The sequence below is a fragment of the Ruegeria sp. CL6 genome, from assembly GCF_056536465.1.
Genome location: NZ_JBQFPR010000002.1, coordinates 758,962 through 771,568 on the forward strand (window position 1 = coordinate 758,962; position 12,607 = coordinate 771,568).

Annotated in this window: 16 protein-coding genes and 1 other RNA gene; 8 read left to right on the forward strand and 9 right to left on the reverse strand. The window is 57.8% G+C overall.

Going from position 1 to position 12,607, the window contains the following annotated elements:
- Window positions 1–186 precede the first annotated feature (186 nt).
- The gene (locus ACR0LH_RS08620; RefSeq protein WP_480720534.1) at window positions 187–1,143 is read left to right on the forward strand and encodes an NADPH:quinone oxidoreductase family protein; all 957 of its coding nucleotides are present in this window, start codon (window positions 187–189) and stop codon (window positions 1,141–1,143) included.
- On the opposite strand, the gene ACR0LH_RS08625 is transcribed toward ACR0LH_RS08620, so the two are convergent.
- Window positions 1,140–2,021 (reverse strand): LysR family transcriptional regulator, encoded by an 882-nt coding sequence (locus ACR0LH_RS08625; RefSeq protein WP_170384563.1) that lies wholly within the window; start codon window positions 2,019–2,021, stop codon window positions 1,140–1,142. The two genes, ACR0LH_RS08620 and ACR0LH_RS08625, sit on opposite strands and share 4 nt — an antisense overlap.
- Before the next feature lie 127 nt (window positions 2,022–2,148).
- Between ACR0LH_RS08625 and ACR0LH_RS08630 the strand changes: the two genes are divergently transcribed.
- Window positions 2,149–2,358: a DUF1127 domain-containing protein gene (locus ACR0LH_RS08630; RefSeq protein WP_480720535.1), complete on the forward strand. Its 210-nt coding sequence runs from the start codon at window positions 2,149–2,151 to the stop codon at window positions 2,356–2,358.
- Window positions 2,359–2,539: 181 nt separating this feature from the next.
- Window positions 2,540–3,316: a Bax inhibitor-1/YccA family protein gene (locus tag ACR0LH_RS08635; protein WP_480720536.1), complete on the forward strand. Its 777-nt coding sequence runs from the start codon at window positions 2,540–2,542 to the stop codon at window positions 3,314–3,316.
- Window positions 3,317–3,486: 170 nt separating this feature from the next.
- On the opposite strand, the gene ACR0LH_RS08640 is transcribed toward ACR0LH_RS08635, so the two are convergent.
- Entirely contained in the window at window positions 3,487–3,993 is a 507-nt protein-coding gene (locus ACR0LH_RS08640) for a hypothetical protein (RefSeq protein ID WP_170484024.1), read from the reverse strand.
- 217 nt (window positions 3,994–4,210) lie between these two features.
- Window positions 4,211–4,378: a 50S ribosomal protein L33 gene (gene rpmG, locus ACR0LH_RS08645; protein WP_005630270.1), complete on the reverse strand. Its 168-nt coding sequence runs from the start codon at window positions 4,376–4,378 to the stop codon at window positions 4,211–4,213.
- Window positions 4,379–4,908: 530 nt separating this feature from the next.
- Here rpmG and ACR0LH_RS08650 point away from each other — a divergent pair.
- On the forward strand, window positions 4,909–5,544 hold the full coding sequence (locus ACR0LH_RS08650) for a DUF1326 domain-containing protein (protein WP_170384571.1): 636 nt from the start codon (window positions 4,909–4,911) through the stop codon (window positions 5,542–5,544).
- A gap of 12 nt (window positions 5,545–5,556) precedes the next feature.
- Window positions 5,557–6,399, forward strand: a complete 843-nt coding sequence (locus tag ACR0LH_RS08655; RefSeq protein ID WP_480720537.1) for a DUF2182 domain-containing protein — start codon at window positions 5,557–5,559, stop codon at window positions 6,397–6,399.
- A gap of 9 nt (window positions 6,400–6,408) precedes the next feature.
- On the opposite strand, the gene rnpB is transcribed toward ACR0LH_RS08655, so the two are convergent.
- From rnpB to gatC, 5 genes are all read right to left on the reverse strand, one after another.
- An RNA gene (gene rnpB, locus ACR0LH_RS08660) (RNase P RNA component class A) lies at window positions 6,409–6,808 on the reverse strand.
- A gap of 123 nt (window positions 6,809–6,931) precedes the next feature.
- A complete protein-coding gene (locus ACR0LH_RS08665) occupies window positions 6,932–7,642 on the reverse strand; it encodes an N-acetylmuramoyl-L-alanine amidase (RefSeq protein WP_480720539.1) in 711 nt (236 codons plus the stop codon).
- Window positions 7,599–8,288: a hypothetical protein gene (locus ACR0LH_RS08670; RefSeq protein ID WP_170562056.1), complete on the reverse strand. Its 690-nt coding sequence runs from the start codon at window positions 8,286–8,288 to the stop codon at window positions 7,599–7,601. Before ACR0LH_RS08670 ends, ACR0LH_RS08665 begins: the two co-directional genes overlap by 44 nt.
- Before the next feature lie 40 nt (window positions 8,289–8,328).
- A complete protein-coding gene (gene gatA / locus ACR0LH_RS08675; RefSeq protein WP_170384577.1) occupies window positions 8,329–9,816 on the reverse strand; it encodes an Asp-tRNA(Asn)/Glu-tRNA(Gln) amidotransferase subunit GatA in 1,488 nt (495 codons plus the stop codon).
- A 3-nt stretch (window positions 9,817–9,819) separates the two neighbouring features.
- On the reverse strand, window positions 9,820–10,107 hold the full coding sequence (gatC, locus tag ACR0LH_RS08680) for an Asp-tRNA(Asn)/Glu-tRNA(Gln) amidotransferase subunit GatC (protein WP_039536649.1): 288 nt from the start codon (window positions 10,105–10,107) through the stop codon (window positions 9,820–9,822).
- Between the two features lie 227 nt (window positions 10,108–10,334).
- Between gatC and ACR0LH_RS08685 the strand changes: the two genes are divergently transcribed.
- Both ACR0LH_RS08685 and ACR0LH_RS08690 read left to right on the forward strand, forming a co-directional pair.
- Window positions 10,335–10,493, forward strand: coding sequence for a hypothetical protein (locus tag ACR0LH_RS08685; RefSeq protein ID WP_170484032.1), 159 nt, complete (start codon window positions 10,335–10,337; stop codon window positions 10,491–10,493).
- Window positions 10,494–10,638: 145 nt separating this feature from the next.
- Entirely contained in the window at window positions 10,639–11,202 is a 564-nt protein-coding gene (locus tag ACR0LH_RS08690; RefSeq protein WP_480720541.1) for a DUF4202 domain-containing protein, read from the forward strand.
- Here the strand turns inward: ACR0LH_RS08690 and ACR0LH_RS08695 are convergent.
- On the reverse strand, window positions 11,193–11,849 hold the full coding sequence (locus ACR0LH_RS08695; RefSeq protein WP_480720542.1) for a ceramidase domain-containing protein: 657 nt from the start codon (window positions 11,847–11,849) through the stop codon (window positions 11,193–11,195). The two genes, ACR0LH_RS08690 and ACR0LH_RS08695, sit on opposite strands and share 10 nt — an antisense overlap.
- 59 nt (window positions 11,850–11,908) lie before the next feature.
- Between ACR0LH_RS08695 and ACR0LH_RS08700 the strand changes: the two genes are divergently transcribed.
- Window positions 11,909–12,601, forward strand: a complete 693-nt coding sequence (locus ACR0LH_RS08700; protein ID WP_480720544.1) for a metal-dependent hydrolase — start codon at window positions 11,909–11,911, stop codon at window positions 12,599–12,601.
- Window positions 12,602–12,607: the final 6 nt, after the last annotated feature.

Genomic DNA, 12,607 nt, shown 5'->3' on the forward strand with positions numbered 1-12,607 from the left:
TCAAGCGGGTTGAATCTGCGTCAAAGAACAAAGATTTAAAGTTGTGCTATGCTGGCATACTCACAGCAAAAGCCCGTTGAGACTGGTAATCAATTTGCCGATCTGCACGCTTTTGGTCTCGCAGGGTAAACGATTGACAATTATCGGCCAAAGCGAATCTATGCTCGGAAAACACGGAGCGCGACCATGCTGGCCTATAGAATCCAATCCGCAGGGGCCAAAGCCCAACTATGTGAAACAGCCCTTCCCGAGCCGGGTCCGGGTCAAGTTCGCGTTCAGATCAAGGCTTGCGGACTGAACTTCGCCGATCTGCTCATGCAAAAAGGTACGTATCAGGACACCCCGAACACGCCGTTCACACAGGGCATGGAAATTGCTGGCATCGTTGAGAAATCCGGCGAAGGCGTTACAACTCTGCGCCCCGGTGACCGGGTCGCGGTGTACTCGGGTCAAGGTGGCTTGGCCGAATTCGGCGTGTTTGACGCCGACCGCGCTATTCCAATGCCCGATTCGATGAGCTTCGAGGACGCAGCGGCCATTCAGATTGCATATGGCACCAGCCATATCGCACTGGATCACCGCGCCCGCCTTCAACCCGGCGAAACACTGTTGGTCACGGGCGCAGCGGGCGGCGTCGGCCTTACGGCTGTCGAGATCGGCAAGCTGATGGGTGCCACCGTCATCGCCCAGGCGCGCGGTGCTGAGAAACTTGAGGTTGCGCAAGCAGCAGGGGCCGATCACCTGATTGATGCGTCCGAAGATCTGCGAACGCGGGTGCTGGAACTAGGCGGAGCGGATGTCGTCTACGACGCGATAGGCGGAGATGTGTTCAAGGCAGCCTTTCGCGCAACCAACCCCGAAGGCCGTCTGCTTCCAATAGGGTTCGCCGGCGGAGATGTCCCCCAAATTCCGGCAAACCACTTGCTTGTCAAGAACCTGACCGTGATCGGATTTTACATTGGCGGCTACCTGAAGTTCCGCCCCCAGATCGTACAGGACAGTTTTGAAACCCTGTTTCGATGGCATAGCGAGGGGCGGATCAAGCCCCACATCAGTCACACCCTGCCTCTGACAGAGGTCGAACAAGGGTTGCAGCTTTTGAGGGACCGCACCGCGACTGGCAAGGTCGTGATCACCCCCTAGCCCACCACGGCCTTCAACGGCGTCCCGCCAACCAAAAGGAAATTCTGCCGGACGAGGGACGCCAACGCCTCAACCACCGCTCCGCGACCAGATTCACCGCCGTAAAGGTTGATCATGTGCGCTGGAAGTTCGGGCAACACGCCTCCGTCGTCGATTTGCGACAGATGCGCGGCTTCGGTTCCGTCCAGCATCGCGTGAACGGCCAAATCCGCACTGACCGTCGCTTCGATCGTGCGGTCGTTCTCGGTTTCGACTGACAGCTCCCACGGGATACCGGCCTCGTCCAATGCCGCGATGACCTGCGGGCGGAACAGACACCTGCGACCCAACGCCAGAGGTATAGGACGCTTGCGCCAAGCCGAACCGCCCGGCGCGCCAATCCAGCGCAACGGAAGCTCGGCAATCGTTTCAGCGCCCTCGCCGACAGTCGCCTCTGTCGTCAGGATCAGGTCGCACTCTCCCTTTTTGAACATGTCCTTCAGTTGCAGCGAATAGGACGAAACCAGTTGAACCCGCACGCGCGGGAAATCGGCGTTGAACCGTTGAAGCACCCGAGGGATGGCAGGATAGACTATGTCGTGGGGCACACCCAAAACGACCTCACCCTCGAAAGCCTGATCCGTGAGCTTTGAAATCACCTCATCATTCAGGGCGATCATGCGTCGGGCATAGGCCAGCAATTGATCGCCCGACGCGGTCAGCGCGATCGTCCTGCCGCTTCGGTCCAGCAACTCGAGGCCCAGCAGCTCCTCTAAACGTTTCAACTGCATGGAGACGGCAGATTGCGTCAGGTGCAGAAACCCCGCAGCCCGAGTCACACCGCCCTGGTCGGCAACAGCCACGAATGAGCGCAACGTGGTTATGTCCAAATTTCGCATGTTCACGAATCCTTATGCATCGGTTCATAAATATTCATTTTTAAAATGTGTCATACTGAGCCATATAAATCAAGGAAGTTGATGGAACAGAACCAAACCATCGAGATTTACGGAAAGGACAAAAGCTATGACCCAAATAAGTCTGACTTCACATTGCACTTCGCACCGCCGCTTTTCGGTAACTTCGCTTTGGGATGTCCTTTCACTCCAACGCCAACGCCGCAGTCTTGGTCAGTTGGACGATCGCGCACTGGAGGACATCGGAATTACCAGGGAACAAGCCAAAACAGAGGCTTCCCGCCACATCTGGGACGCACCGGAATATTGGCAAAAGTAACCACAGGATGCATCTTTTTCGATTGAATGGCGGCCCATGTCAGCAGGCCGCCATTTTTGTAGCGTGTTTTAGCCAGTTTCCGGCGTTAAACCCTTGAAACGTAGCTCGCACTTGCCGATATTTGCGGGGAACGCGCACTGAATTCAGGGCGCAACAAGAATATGTAAAGGGAGACCCTTTAATGGCACAATTTGACACGATCCGGACAGCGACCAGTGCACGCGCTGCCGAGATTGACGAGGGCCTGCGCGCCCATATGAACAAAGTCTACGGCACCATGTCCGTGGGCATGCTGATCACGTTTGCAGCGGCTTGGGCGATTGCTGGCCTTGCAACGACGACCGATCCGTCGGCTGCTGCCGCTCAACTGAGCGCCAACAAATACCTGACTTCGTTCGGTGCGACTCTGTTTGCCTCGCCCCTGAAATGGATCATCATGTTCGCTCCGCTGGCCTTTGTGTTTGGCTTCAGCGCCGGGATCAACCGACTGTCCGCTGCGGGCGCGCAAACGGTATTTTACCTGTTCGCCGCCGTTATGGGCGTGTCGATTAGCTGGATCTTCCTGGTCTTTACCGGTCAGTCGATCATTCAGGTCTTCCTGATCACGGCAATCGCTTTTGCCGGTCTGTCGCTGTACGGCTACACCACCAAGAAAGACCTGTCCGCTATGGGCACGTTCCTGATCATGGGTGTTATCGGTCTGATCGTCGCTTCGATCGTGAACATTTTCATCGCATCGTCGGCCGTAGCTTTTGCCATTTCGGTAATCGGCGTTCTGATCTTTGCGGGCCTGACCGCTTATGACACGCAGAACATCAAAACCACCTACCTGCAGATGGCCCACTCGGGCGACAAGGAATGGCTGGGTAAAGCTGCAATCATGGGCGCGCTGAGCCTGTATCTGGACTTCATCAACATGTTCATGTTCCTGCTGCAACTCTTTGGCAGCCGCGAATAACGAACTGACGATTTTCAAACGAAAGGGCGGGCCAATTCGGTCCGCCCTTTTCTTTTTGGTCAACCGCCAGCGGTCTAACCGTGTGCGCACGCTGTAGCCCATCCGCACTGCGGTCAAAGAAAAAGCCTCCACCCAAAGGTCAAGGCTTCGTCCATAGAATAGTGAGCGGTTTAGCTACAGTTCAAAGGAACCGCAAAACCAGAGCTGCGTTGCGACGAGCCCTTGCGATAGACATCACCCGCCGGAAGACACCCGGTAAACTGTTCAGCGTTTCGGCCAAAGGCAGCGCCTACTTCGTTGTCCACTCTGGTGCTGCTGCTATCTGTGCGCAGAACGCCATACAGCGTACCATTCACGCTGACCGTGCTCAGAAACATATTGGTCGAAAGACCCGTCAGGGCCACCGAATTGGCGTCGCTACGACCACCGTTGTCGATCGCCACACGAGCAAGTTTCTGAGGGTCCGTTTCACCGGAAGTCACCTGAACGGCTGGCAGCACGGCCAATTCCGCCGGAACGTTGGTCGCTCTGGGAAGGAAAGAGACAGCACCCGGAATATCCGAGATTGTGCGAGGCTCTCCATCTATGCCCGTGAAGCCAACACCCTGACGGTTATAGGGGTCCTCACAAGCTGCAAGGGCCAAAACAGTTATTGTGGATAACAAGATTTTTTTCATGACGGCCAACATTTTGGAACGAGTTGTTGAAGCGTAGGGGCAAGCCATTCAAAAAAGCAACCCACCGCTTTGTCGATTGACCTAACCGCTGATGCTTCGTTGCAACGGCCCACAGAGCAGTCACACAGGCCGTTTGCCCTCTAGTCCGCGCCAGAAAGCACGAAAAAGGGTCCCGCCAAAGCGGAACCCTTTCAAACTGTCCAATCTGGACGGCAGATTACTTGATCTTGCCTTCCTTGTACTCGACATGCTTCCGAGCGACCGGATCGTATTTACGAACGGTCATTTTCTCGGTCATGGTACGCGCGTTTTTCTTGGTCACGTAGAAGTGGCCCGTGCCCGCGGTCGAGTTCAGACGGATCTTGATTGTCGTCGGCTTCGCCATGGTTATCTCCTGCGTCCGAAAAGGCAGGAGCCCTTCGGTTGAATTCCTATGAGCGTGCGCTTTTACGCCCTGCACCGCCTATGTCAAGCGCAATCGCACCTGACAACCAACCTAACGAGGTTTGTTTTCGGATGGACAGGTTGGCACGTGAAAACAGGAATGAATCAGGTCCGATTTTCCGCTGGATACCCCATGCCCAAACACCTCTGCTTCAAATCCGATGTGCCATAATCAGTATTCACCCGAATCGCACCCAACACAGAGGTGCGCCTCAGCGCCGGAAACGCGCAGCGGCCCTGAAAGGGTCCATTTCGGTCATCCATTTAACTGGGACAGCCGCAAAGCAGCCCTCAAACAAGATACTTTGCAGCGAGAATTTCCGTAAGTTTGTGACAATCACTTAACCGTGGTAACTTCCCCTCAGTTCCAAAATCGAAGAAGCCACTGAACGGCTCGGTTTTCGAGGCACCAAAAATAGGCAAGCACGAATGACGGCAGCGTTTGTAGCTTGATATTTTTGGGGGGACATCATGACAGAATGGACAATTCAGGGCGAAGAACTGGCCAACTGCAACTGCAACTTCGGCTGCCCATGCCAGTTCAGCGTGTTGCCGACGCACGGCAATTGCGAGGCGGTTGTCGCGTATGACATTAAATCCGGGCACTATGGCGACACCGATCTGGCCGGGTTGCGCGCGGCAGGCGTCTATTATTGGCCGGGTCCCATCCACGAAGGCAATGGTCAGATGCAATTGATCATCGACGAAAGCGCCTCGGCGGATCAAAGGGCTGCTTTGGAAGCCATCATGAAAGGCGAGGACACAGACGAGATGGCGACCTTCTGGTACGTCTACAGCGCCATGGCGCCAACCAAACACGAAACCCTCTACCTTCCGATTGAATTGGATTGGTCCCGCGAAGACCGCAAGGGATACGCAAAGGTCAAGGGCATCTTCGATCTCGAGGTGAACCCGATCCCTCATATCGTTTCAGGGCTGCCGCATCGGGCGTCCATCCAACTGCCCAACGGGTTCGAGTATCGGCACGCCGAGTCTGCATCCGGGACAACAAAAACGACGGGTGGGGAAATCAGCCTGACCTTTGATGCAACGCATGCGCATCTGGCCCACCTCAATATCTCAGGCCACGGCGTAATCGGCGCGTGATCCACTGCAGTAATGGCCACTAAGTCAAATCAACCGCACGTAGGAGCGGTCGACTATGTCCTGCGGCGAGACAGCGGCGTGGTGCTGCTTTGCGTCACCCTGATCGTGTTTGGGGCCGCGTGGTACACCATTGTCGGCATCGGCATGAACATGACCGCCGTCGAGATGACCCGCATGGCGGGGCCGATTGGTGAGCCTATGCAGATGGGCGGACCGGTTGTCTGGTCCCTGCCCTACACCATCCTGATATACCTCATGTGGTGGGTCATGATGATCGCGATGATGACGCCCAGCGCCGCGCCGACCGTGCTTTTGTACGCAGCCATCAAGCGCATGGGACCAGATAAGAAGCGCACAACCTTGCTCAGTCTGGTTTTTCTAGGCGGCTACCTTGTCGTCTGGGCTTTTTTCAGCGCACTTGCAACGGGTGGGCAATGGGGGCTGGAACAGATTGGCCTGTCGGACGGTCCCATGATGACGATCCGGTCAAAGGCGTTTGCCGGGTGTGTCTTGCTGGCGGCCGGTCTGTATCAATTATCCAGCTTGAAGTCAGCCTGCCTGCGCCACTGCCGCAGCCCGGCCCAGTTTCTGGCCGAGCACAACCGACCCGGCGCAACGGGGGCATTTCGCGTGGGCGCGGTTCACGGCGCGTATTGTCTGGGCTGCTGCTGGGCCTTGATGCTGCTGCTCTTTGTCGGAGGCGTCATGAACCTCTACTGGATCGTCGGCATTGCGATCTATGTGGGACTGGAGAAGCTGCTACCGCGTGCCCGATGGCTGGGCCCTGTGACCGGTATCGCCCTGATCGTTGCAGGTCTGTGGCTGATTGGAAGCGCGGTCGCTGTCGCGACCTAATGGAGGAATACGCGCGGAGGGCCTGTAAGCCGGATCTTGTTCCGGGGTTGCCCCCTTCGATGACCATTCCTCTAGGCCGTGCATTGCTGCGCGGCTCAAGCTGCCAACCCGGTCCCTCTCGGCCAAGGCGCGCTTAGCGGCGGTATCGGCTTGCGCCGACCGGCCCGCGCGGGGACCCTATTTGGCATTGCTCCCGGTGGGGCTTGCCGTGCCGCCCCTGTTGCCAGGGGCGCGGTGGGCTCTTACCCCACCGTTTCACCCTTACCTTTGACAAACGTCGCAGGCGGTCTGATTTCTGTGGCGCTTTCCGTCGGGTTGCCCCGCCCGGGCGTTACCCGGCACCGTTGTCTTGTGGAGTCCGGACTTTCCTCTCGGGTCTTGCGACCCCAGCGGCCATCCGGCCCTCCGCGCGTGGGCTGGGTATGCCATGTGTCCTGCGGCGTCAAGGGCAGAGAGCTTGTGAAGGGGCCAGCCCCTTCTTGGCCTGCGGCCAATTCAACCCCGGGATATTTTCAGCCAGATGAAGAACGGATCAGCTTGACCCGGTTTTTCCGATCAACGGAGTGAGGTCGTCGGGTGTAAGAGGTCCCCTGCCCCAAGGTCGATATCTCAGGCGAACTGTATTTAGAAGTGTCTCGTCGTCCACGTTTGCGGTGAAACCAGCAGCGTGCGCCAAGCGTTTGAACTCTTGCATTTCAGCATTCTGCGGGTGCTCGCCGGTGCTTCGCGGCTTTGCCAGCCCCTGATGTTCGAGACGCTGCCAGTCAAATCGGGAGCCCGGGTCCAGCTTGCGGCCTGGAGCCATATCGGAATGGCCGATGACGCCTTTGGGTGGAATTGTCCATCTTTGCGATAGACCGGTCAGCAGGCGCTCAAGAACTATCATCTGCGGCTCTGAGAACGGGTGGTCGCCGCGATTGTCGAGTTCGATGCCGATCGACCGGGAATTGATGTCGTCCTGCCCACACCACTCACCTGCCCCGGCGTGCCAGGCGCGATCCTTTTCGCGCACCATCTGCCAGAGACTGCCGTCTGATCCAATCAGGTAATGGGCGGACACTTCGTATTGCGGATCGCACAGGCGATCTAACGCCTCCTGCGCGCTGTCCATTGCCGTGTAGTGCAGGACAATCAGAGACGGCTTCAAACCGCCTCGACGTTCGCCAAAGTTGGGCGACGGGCGCCAGATCGGGTCGAGGTCAGTTGTTGACGGCACTGCGGAACGTACTGGGATCCCAACCACATGCGTATCCGTCCCCATCAGGGTCCAGCCCTTTGCGATCGCGTTGGGGACCGCCGCTTGCAAGAAACTCGATCTGCGCCTGATCTGACGAGGGGTACCGGGCGCAGTTGCGCTGCGCTTTGGCCTGCAGGTTAAACCCCGCGCGGCTGTACAGCTGGGTGCCAACCGGGTTCGACGTATTCAGAGCATATTGCACGATGTTGGGCTGACCATCTGTGCCCCGCTGCGGCACGGCGGTCGGTGCAACAACTTCGTAGGTCTGGCTATTTTGCTGGATCCGAGCCGCGTCGGATTCGATGGTGCGACGACCGGACACGGCCTCAAAATCCTGCTCGTCCGAAATCGCGTTATTGCTTGCGATTGGCGTCGTCGCAGGAACAGAGGTGTTTGCCAGCGCCACAGCGGTTGCCGAAGCGATATCCGCGTTCTCTCCGGTTGGTGGAAGCGGATCGCCGGGGGCACCGAGCTGTTGTTCGGTCACGTCAACGGGACCGAGCAAGGGGTTACCGGTCAGCCCTTGCCCTGCCAATTCAGCTTCGCGCTGCGCCTGATATTGCGGGGTATTGAAGCTCGTGCCCTGTACCGGGGCCACCGTATTACAGGCGGCCACCAAGCCAATGGCGGGAATCAGAAGCGTAAGGCGCATTCAGCTGCTCCGTTTTAAGTCGTCTTGCCTGAGCAGAGATTTACCACCATTTGCCCGGCTTGGCTACAAAACCCGCCGCGCTTTCCAGCGCGTAAGCCGTGTTCAGCAGATCGCCCTCGTCCCATGGGCGGCCGATCAATTGAAGACCCAGCGGCAAACCCTGCGTATCCAAACCGGCAGGCACCGAAATGCCCGGCAGACCGGCCAGGTTCACGGTCACGGTGAAGACGTCGTTGAGGTACATCTGCACCGGATCCGCCTCGGTCATCTCACCCAGACCGAAGGAGGCCGACGGCGTCGCCGGGGTCAAGATCGCATCGACACCTGCAGCAAAGACATCTTCAAAGTCTTTCTTGATCAGGGTGCGAACGCGGCGGGCACGATTGTAATAGGCATCATAGAAACCAGCCGACAGCACATAGGTGCCGACCATTACGCGGCGCTGGACCTCGTGGCCGAAACCTTCGGCGCGGGTTTTCTCGTACATCTCGGTGATGCCATCACCCTGCGACAGGGTCGCGCGGCGGCCATAGCGGACACCGTCATAGCGGGCGAGGTTCGAGGACGCCTCGGCAGGGGCAATCACATAATACGCAGGCAGCGCGTATTTGGTGTGCGGCAGCGAGATATCGACAATCTCGGCACCCGCAGCTTTCAGCATCTCGGCACCGTCAGCCCAGAGCTTTTCAATCTCGGCAGGCATTCCGTCCATACGGTATTCTTTCGGGATACCGATTTTCTTGCCCTTGATGTCGCCGGTCAGCATCGCCTCGAAATTCGGAACCGCAAGCTCGGCGCTGGTGGAATCCTTGGGGTCGTGGCCGCACATGGTTTCCAGCATGATCGCTGCGTCGCGCACGTTCTTGGTCATTGGACCAGCCTGATCAAGCGAGGACGCAAAGGCCACAATGCCCCAGCGCGAGCAGCGGCCATAGGTTGGCTTGATCCCGGTGATGCCAGTGAAGGCCGCAGGTTGACGGATCGAGCCGCCCGTGTCGGTGCCGGTCGCGGCCAGGCACAGGTCGGCGGCCACAGCCGAGGCCGACCCGCCCGACGAACCGCCGGGTGTCAGTTGCGCATCGTCATTGCCGCGCCGCCACGGGCTGACCGCGTTGCCGTAAACGGATGTTTCGTTGGACGAGCCCATGGCGAATTCATCCATGTTCAGCTTGCCCAGCATCACGGCTCCGGCATCGGCCAATTGCTGCGAGACGGTGGATTCGTATTCCGGTTTGAAGCCTTCCAAAATCTTCGATGCTGCCTGCGAGGGCACACCCTTGGTGCAGAACAGATCCTTGATGCCAATGGGCAGACCACACATGGCAGGCGCGTCGCCTTCCTTGATCCGCGCGTCCGCAGCCTTGGCGCGCTCCAGCGCGATTTCGGGCGTTTTGTGGACAAAGGCATTCAGCGCGTCGGCTTCGTCGATGGCCTTGAGGCAGGATTCCGTCAATTCCACCGAGGTCACTTCTCCGGCACGCAGCGCGTCGCGGGCTTCGGCCAGACCCAGTTTGTTCAGATCGCTCATGTCTTACTCCACCACTTTGGGGACTGCGAAAAAACCCTCGCGCGCGTCGGGGGCGTTGGCCAAAACCTTGTCCTGCTGGTTTCCGTCGGTAACCACATCTTCACGACGCTTCAGGCGCATCGGCTCGACCGACACCATCGGCTCGACGCCATCGACGTCCACTTCGTTCAGTTGCTCGATAAACCCAAGGATGGTGTTGAACTCGGATGCCAGCGCAGGCAGCGCGTCATCCTCGACCTTGATCCGGGCCAGTTTAGCCACCTTTGCGGCAGTGCTTTGGTCAATCGACATCGGAAAACCTCATATGCGTTAGGGGGCGTTTACCTGTCTGATGCTTTGGTCGCAAGGGGACCGCTTGGCGGATTTCATCGTGCGTCGATCGCTTTGACGATGCCGCCATACAATTTTGCATATCGGGTATGCGAAAAAGTGAACCGATTAGTTCACTTCTTGCCTTGAATTTCTAAACTGAACTGTTCATTTCAATACCACGACACAGCCATCACCGGAGTAAGACGATGAAAACTCTCATGACTGCCTTTGTATTGGCGACAACGGTTCTTGCTGCGCAAGCCCACGCGTTTGGACCATCAATGGACAGCATGTTCCCGGACCTGAGCTTCCCTGATCAGGTCTCAGAGCCCGTTTCACAGGACAAGGCGAAGCCTGCCAGCTAAACAGCCTGCTTCGTCCGGGCCGGGTACTCCTCTCCCCGGCCCGAAAATTCAATTGCTTGCTGCACGCAGCGCAGCGACTCGATAGGGTAGCTTTGGACAACTGGTCAGGCACGACCACTGAACCGGAAGAACAACGGAGCACCCCATGAGCACGCGCAAGCAAGCAGTACTGGACGCAATAGATGCGGCCAACGCCAAAGACCCCAATCTGGAAGACGGCCAACCCGCCGCCCTGCTCTATGGTCAGCGTATGAGCGCCGAGCTGGATCGTCTGTTCCCCGATGCCTCGGACCCGCTGCAAATGGCGGCGCGTGGTCAGCACGTCGAACGCTGGAAACTGGCGCGCACCGAATACCCCGAAGGACGTGCAGGATATTTGGCCTGGCGAAAGGCGCAGGGCGTACATCACGCCGAGATTGTCACGGGCCTGATGGAGCTGAGTGAATACGGTGCCGAAGATACCGAAGCCGCTGGTCGCATGCTGCGCAAACAGGGTATCAAGCGCGATGACGAGGTGCAGGCGCTTGAGGACGTGATCTGTTTCGTTTTTCTCAAATGGTATTTTACCCCTTTCGCAGCCAAACATTCGGCCGAAAAAATTCAAAGCATTGTCGAAAAAACAGCCCGCAAGATGTCAGCCGAAGGCCGCGCGCGTGTGCTGGACGAGTTTGACCTGCCCGCAAACCTCGCCGCAGCCTTTCAAGCCTGAGACGTTCGTTTCATGTGCCTGCGATACACTTCGATCATCCAACCCAGCATGGTCGCGTTCAAGATATGCCACATAAAATGCGTTCCAGTTTCAAACTGAACGCAGATCGGCTCATCCAGCGCGCGGAACGTGATTGAAGCGATCAGAATCGCGGCACCACTCGCCAGCCCTGCTGCCGTCTCGGGGAATCGTCTGCGCAGGAGGAATGCATAGATCAGGATCAGCAGCGGAACCGGCGCATAGGCCGCCGATCCGCCCAAACCGGGCACCAGTTGAAAAATCGGAACGGTTGCCGCCGCATAGGGGACAAACATCGCGGTGGCGATCCCGGCGTAAAGCGGCCGCATTTGCCAGACGTCCCGATTGATCGCGTAGATATAGACCAGAATATACAGCAGGATTGGCGCCACATCCGCCAGTGCCGCCCAGACCTGTGCATGGGTGTGAAAAAGGTAGCTGCCCACTCCGATCGCAGCCAGAATCACCACCAATGTCACTGCCAGTGGCATTCCCTGCCCGCGCACCCGCCGCCACATGATGAAAGCGGCGACGATAAACGCGGCGTTTGTCACGGCATTAATCGGCTCTGCCCAATAGTCGGGCGACAACCGCTCGCAATATCCGTCAATTTCCTGAAACCAGTCCATGAAATTTTACATAGCCGATGCTAGGTTAAAGCCAACAGTCTGTTTCGGAGGATTTTTTCATGAACATCATTTGGCTGGGCCACGGCAGCTTCCGCATTGAGACCAGCGGTCAGGTTTTGCTGATCGACCCTTGGCTGACCGGCAATCCCGTCCTGCCCGAGGATCAGCACGACGCAGCCCTGGACGGCGCGACGCATATCCTTCTGACACACACGCATTTCGACCACGTGGCCGATGTGGTCTCATTGGCCAAACACCTCAAGGTTCCGGTTGTGGGTCAATACGACCTGATGGGGTATTGGAGCGAGTCTGAAGGGATCGAGACCGTAGGCTTCAACAAAGGCGGCACGGTGAATTTGAACGGAGTGATGGTGTCGATGGTTCCGGCCTCGCACAGCTCGACCTTTTCCACACCCGACGGTCTGCGCACCGGCGGCAGCGAGGTTGGGTTCATGATCTCGGGCGATGGTCACATGCTATATGTGTCAGGCGATACAGATATCATGGCCGACATGGACTGGATGGGCGATTATTTCAAACCCGATATCGGCATCCTGTCGGCGGGCGGACACTTTACCATGGACATGAAAGGCACGGCCTATGCCGCCAAGCGCTATTTCAACTTCAAGACGGTGATCCCCTGCCACTACAAGACTTTCCCGATCCTGGAACAGTCGGCGCGGGCGCTGGTCGAGGGCTTGCCGGGCGTCGATGTAATCGAGCCGGAAGTGATGCAGCCAATCAAGCTGTAGGCCGGG

What these genes read in the sequence shown, in the direction of transcription:
- ACR0LH_RS08620 (WP_480720534.1), top strand. Translation starts at nt 187, where the DNA reads ATGCTGGCCTATAGAATCCAATCCGCAGGGGCCAAAGCCCAACTATGT.
- ACR0LH_RS08625 (WP_170384563.1), bottom strand. Translation starts at nt 2,021, where the DNA reads ATGCGAAATTTGGACATAACCACGTTGCGCTCATTCGTGGCTGTTGCC.
- ACR0LH_RS08630 (WP_480720535.1), top strand. Translation starts at nt 2,149, where the DNA reads ATGACCCAAATAAGTCTGACTTCACATTGCACTTCGCACCGCCGCTTT.
- ACR0LH_RS08635 (WP_480720536.1), top strand. Translation starts at nt 2,540, where the DNA reads ATGGCACAATTTGACACGATCCGGACAGCGACCAGTGCACGCGCTGCC.
- ACR0LH_RS08640 (WP_170484024.1), bottom strand. Translation starts at nt 3,993, where the DNA reads ATGAAAAAAATCTTGTTATCCACAATAACTGTTTTGGCCCTTGCAGCT.
- rpmG (WP_005630270.1), bottom strand. Translation starts at nt 4,378, where the DNA reads ATGGCGAAGCCGACGACAATCAAGATCCGTCTGAACTCGACCGCGGGC.
- ACR0LH_RS08650 (WP_170384571.1), top strand. Translation starts at nt 4,909, where the DNA reads ATGACAGAATGGACAATTCAGGGCGAAGAACTGGCCAACTGCAACTGC.
- ACR0LH_RS08655 (WP_480720537.1), top strand. Translation starts at nt 5,557, where the DNA reads ATGGCCACTAAGTCAAATCAACCGCACGTAGGAGCGGTCGACTATGTC.
- ACR0LH_RS08670 (WP_170562056.1), bottom strand. Translation starts at nt 8,288, where the DNA reads ATGCGCCTTACGCTTCTGATTCCCGCCATTGGCTTGGTGGCCGCCTGT.
- gatA (WP_170384577.1), bottom strand. Translation starts at nt 9,816, where the DNA reads ATGAGCGATCTGAACAAACTGGGTCTGGCCGAAGCCCGCGACGCGCTG.
- gatC (WP_039536649.1), bottom strand. Translation starts at nt 10,107, where the DNA reads ATGTCGATTGACCAAAGCACTGCCGCAAAGGTGGCTAAACTGGCCCGG.
- ACR0LH_RS08685 (WP_170484032.1), top strand. Translation starts at nt 10,335, where the DNA reads ATGAAAACTCTCATGACTGCCTTTGTATTGGCGACAACGGTTCTTGCT.
- ACR0LH_RS08690 (WP_480720541.1), top strand. Translation starts at nt 10,639, where the DNA reads ATGAGCACGCGCAAGCAAGCAGTACTGGACGCAATAGATGCGGCCAAC.
- ACR0LH_RS08695 (WP_480720542.1), bottom strand. Translation starts at nt 11,849, where the DNA reads ATGGACTGGTTTCAGGAAATTGACGGATATTGCGAGCGGTTGTCGCCC.
- ACR0LH_RS08700 (WP_480720544.1), top strand. Translation starts at nt 11,909, where the DNA reads ATGAACATCATTTGGCTGGGCCACGGCAGCTTCCGCATTGAGACCAGC.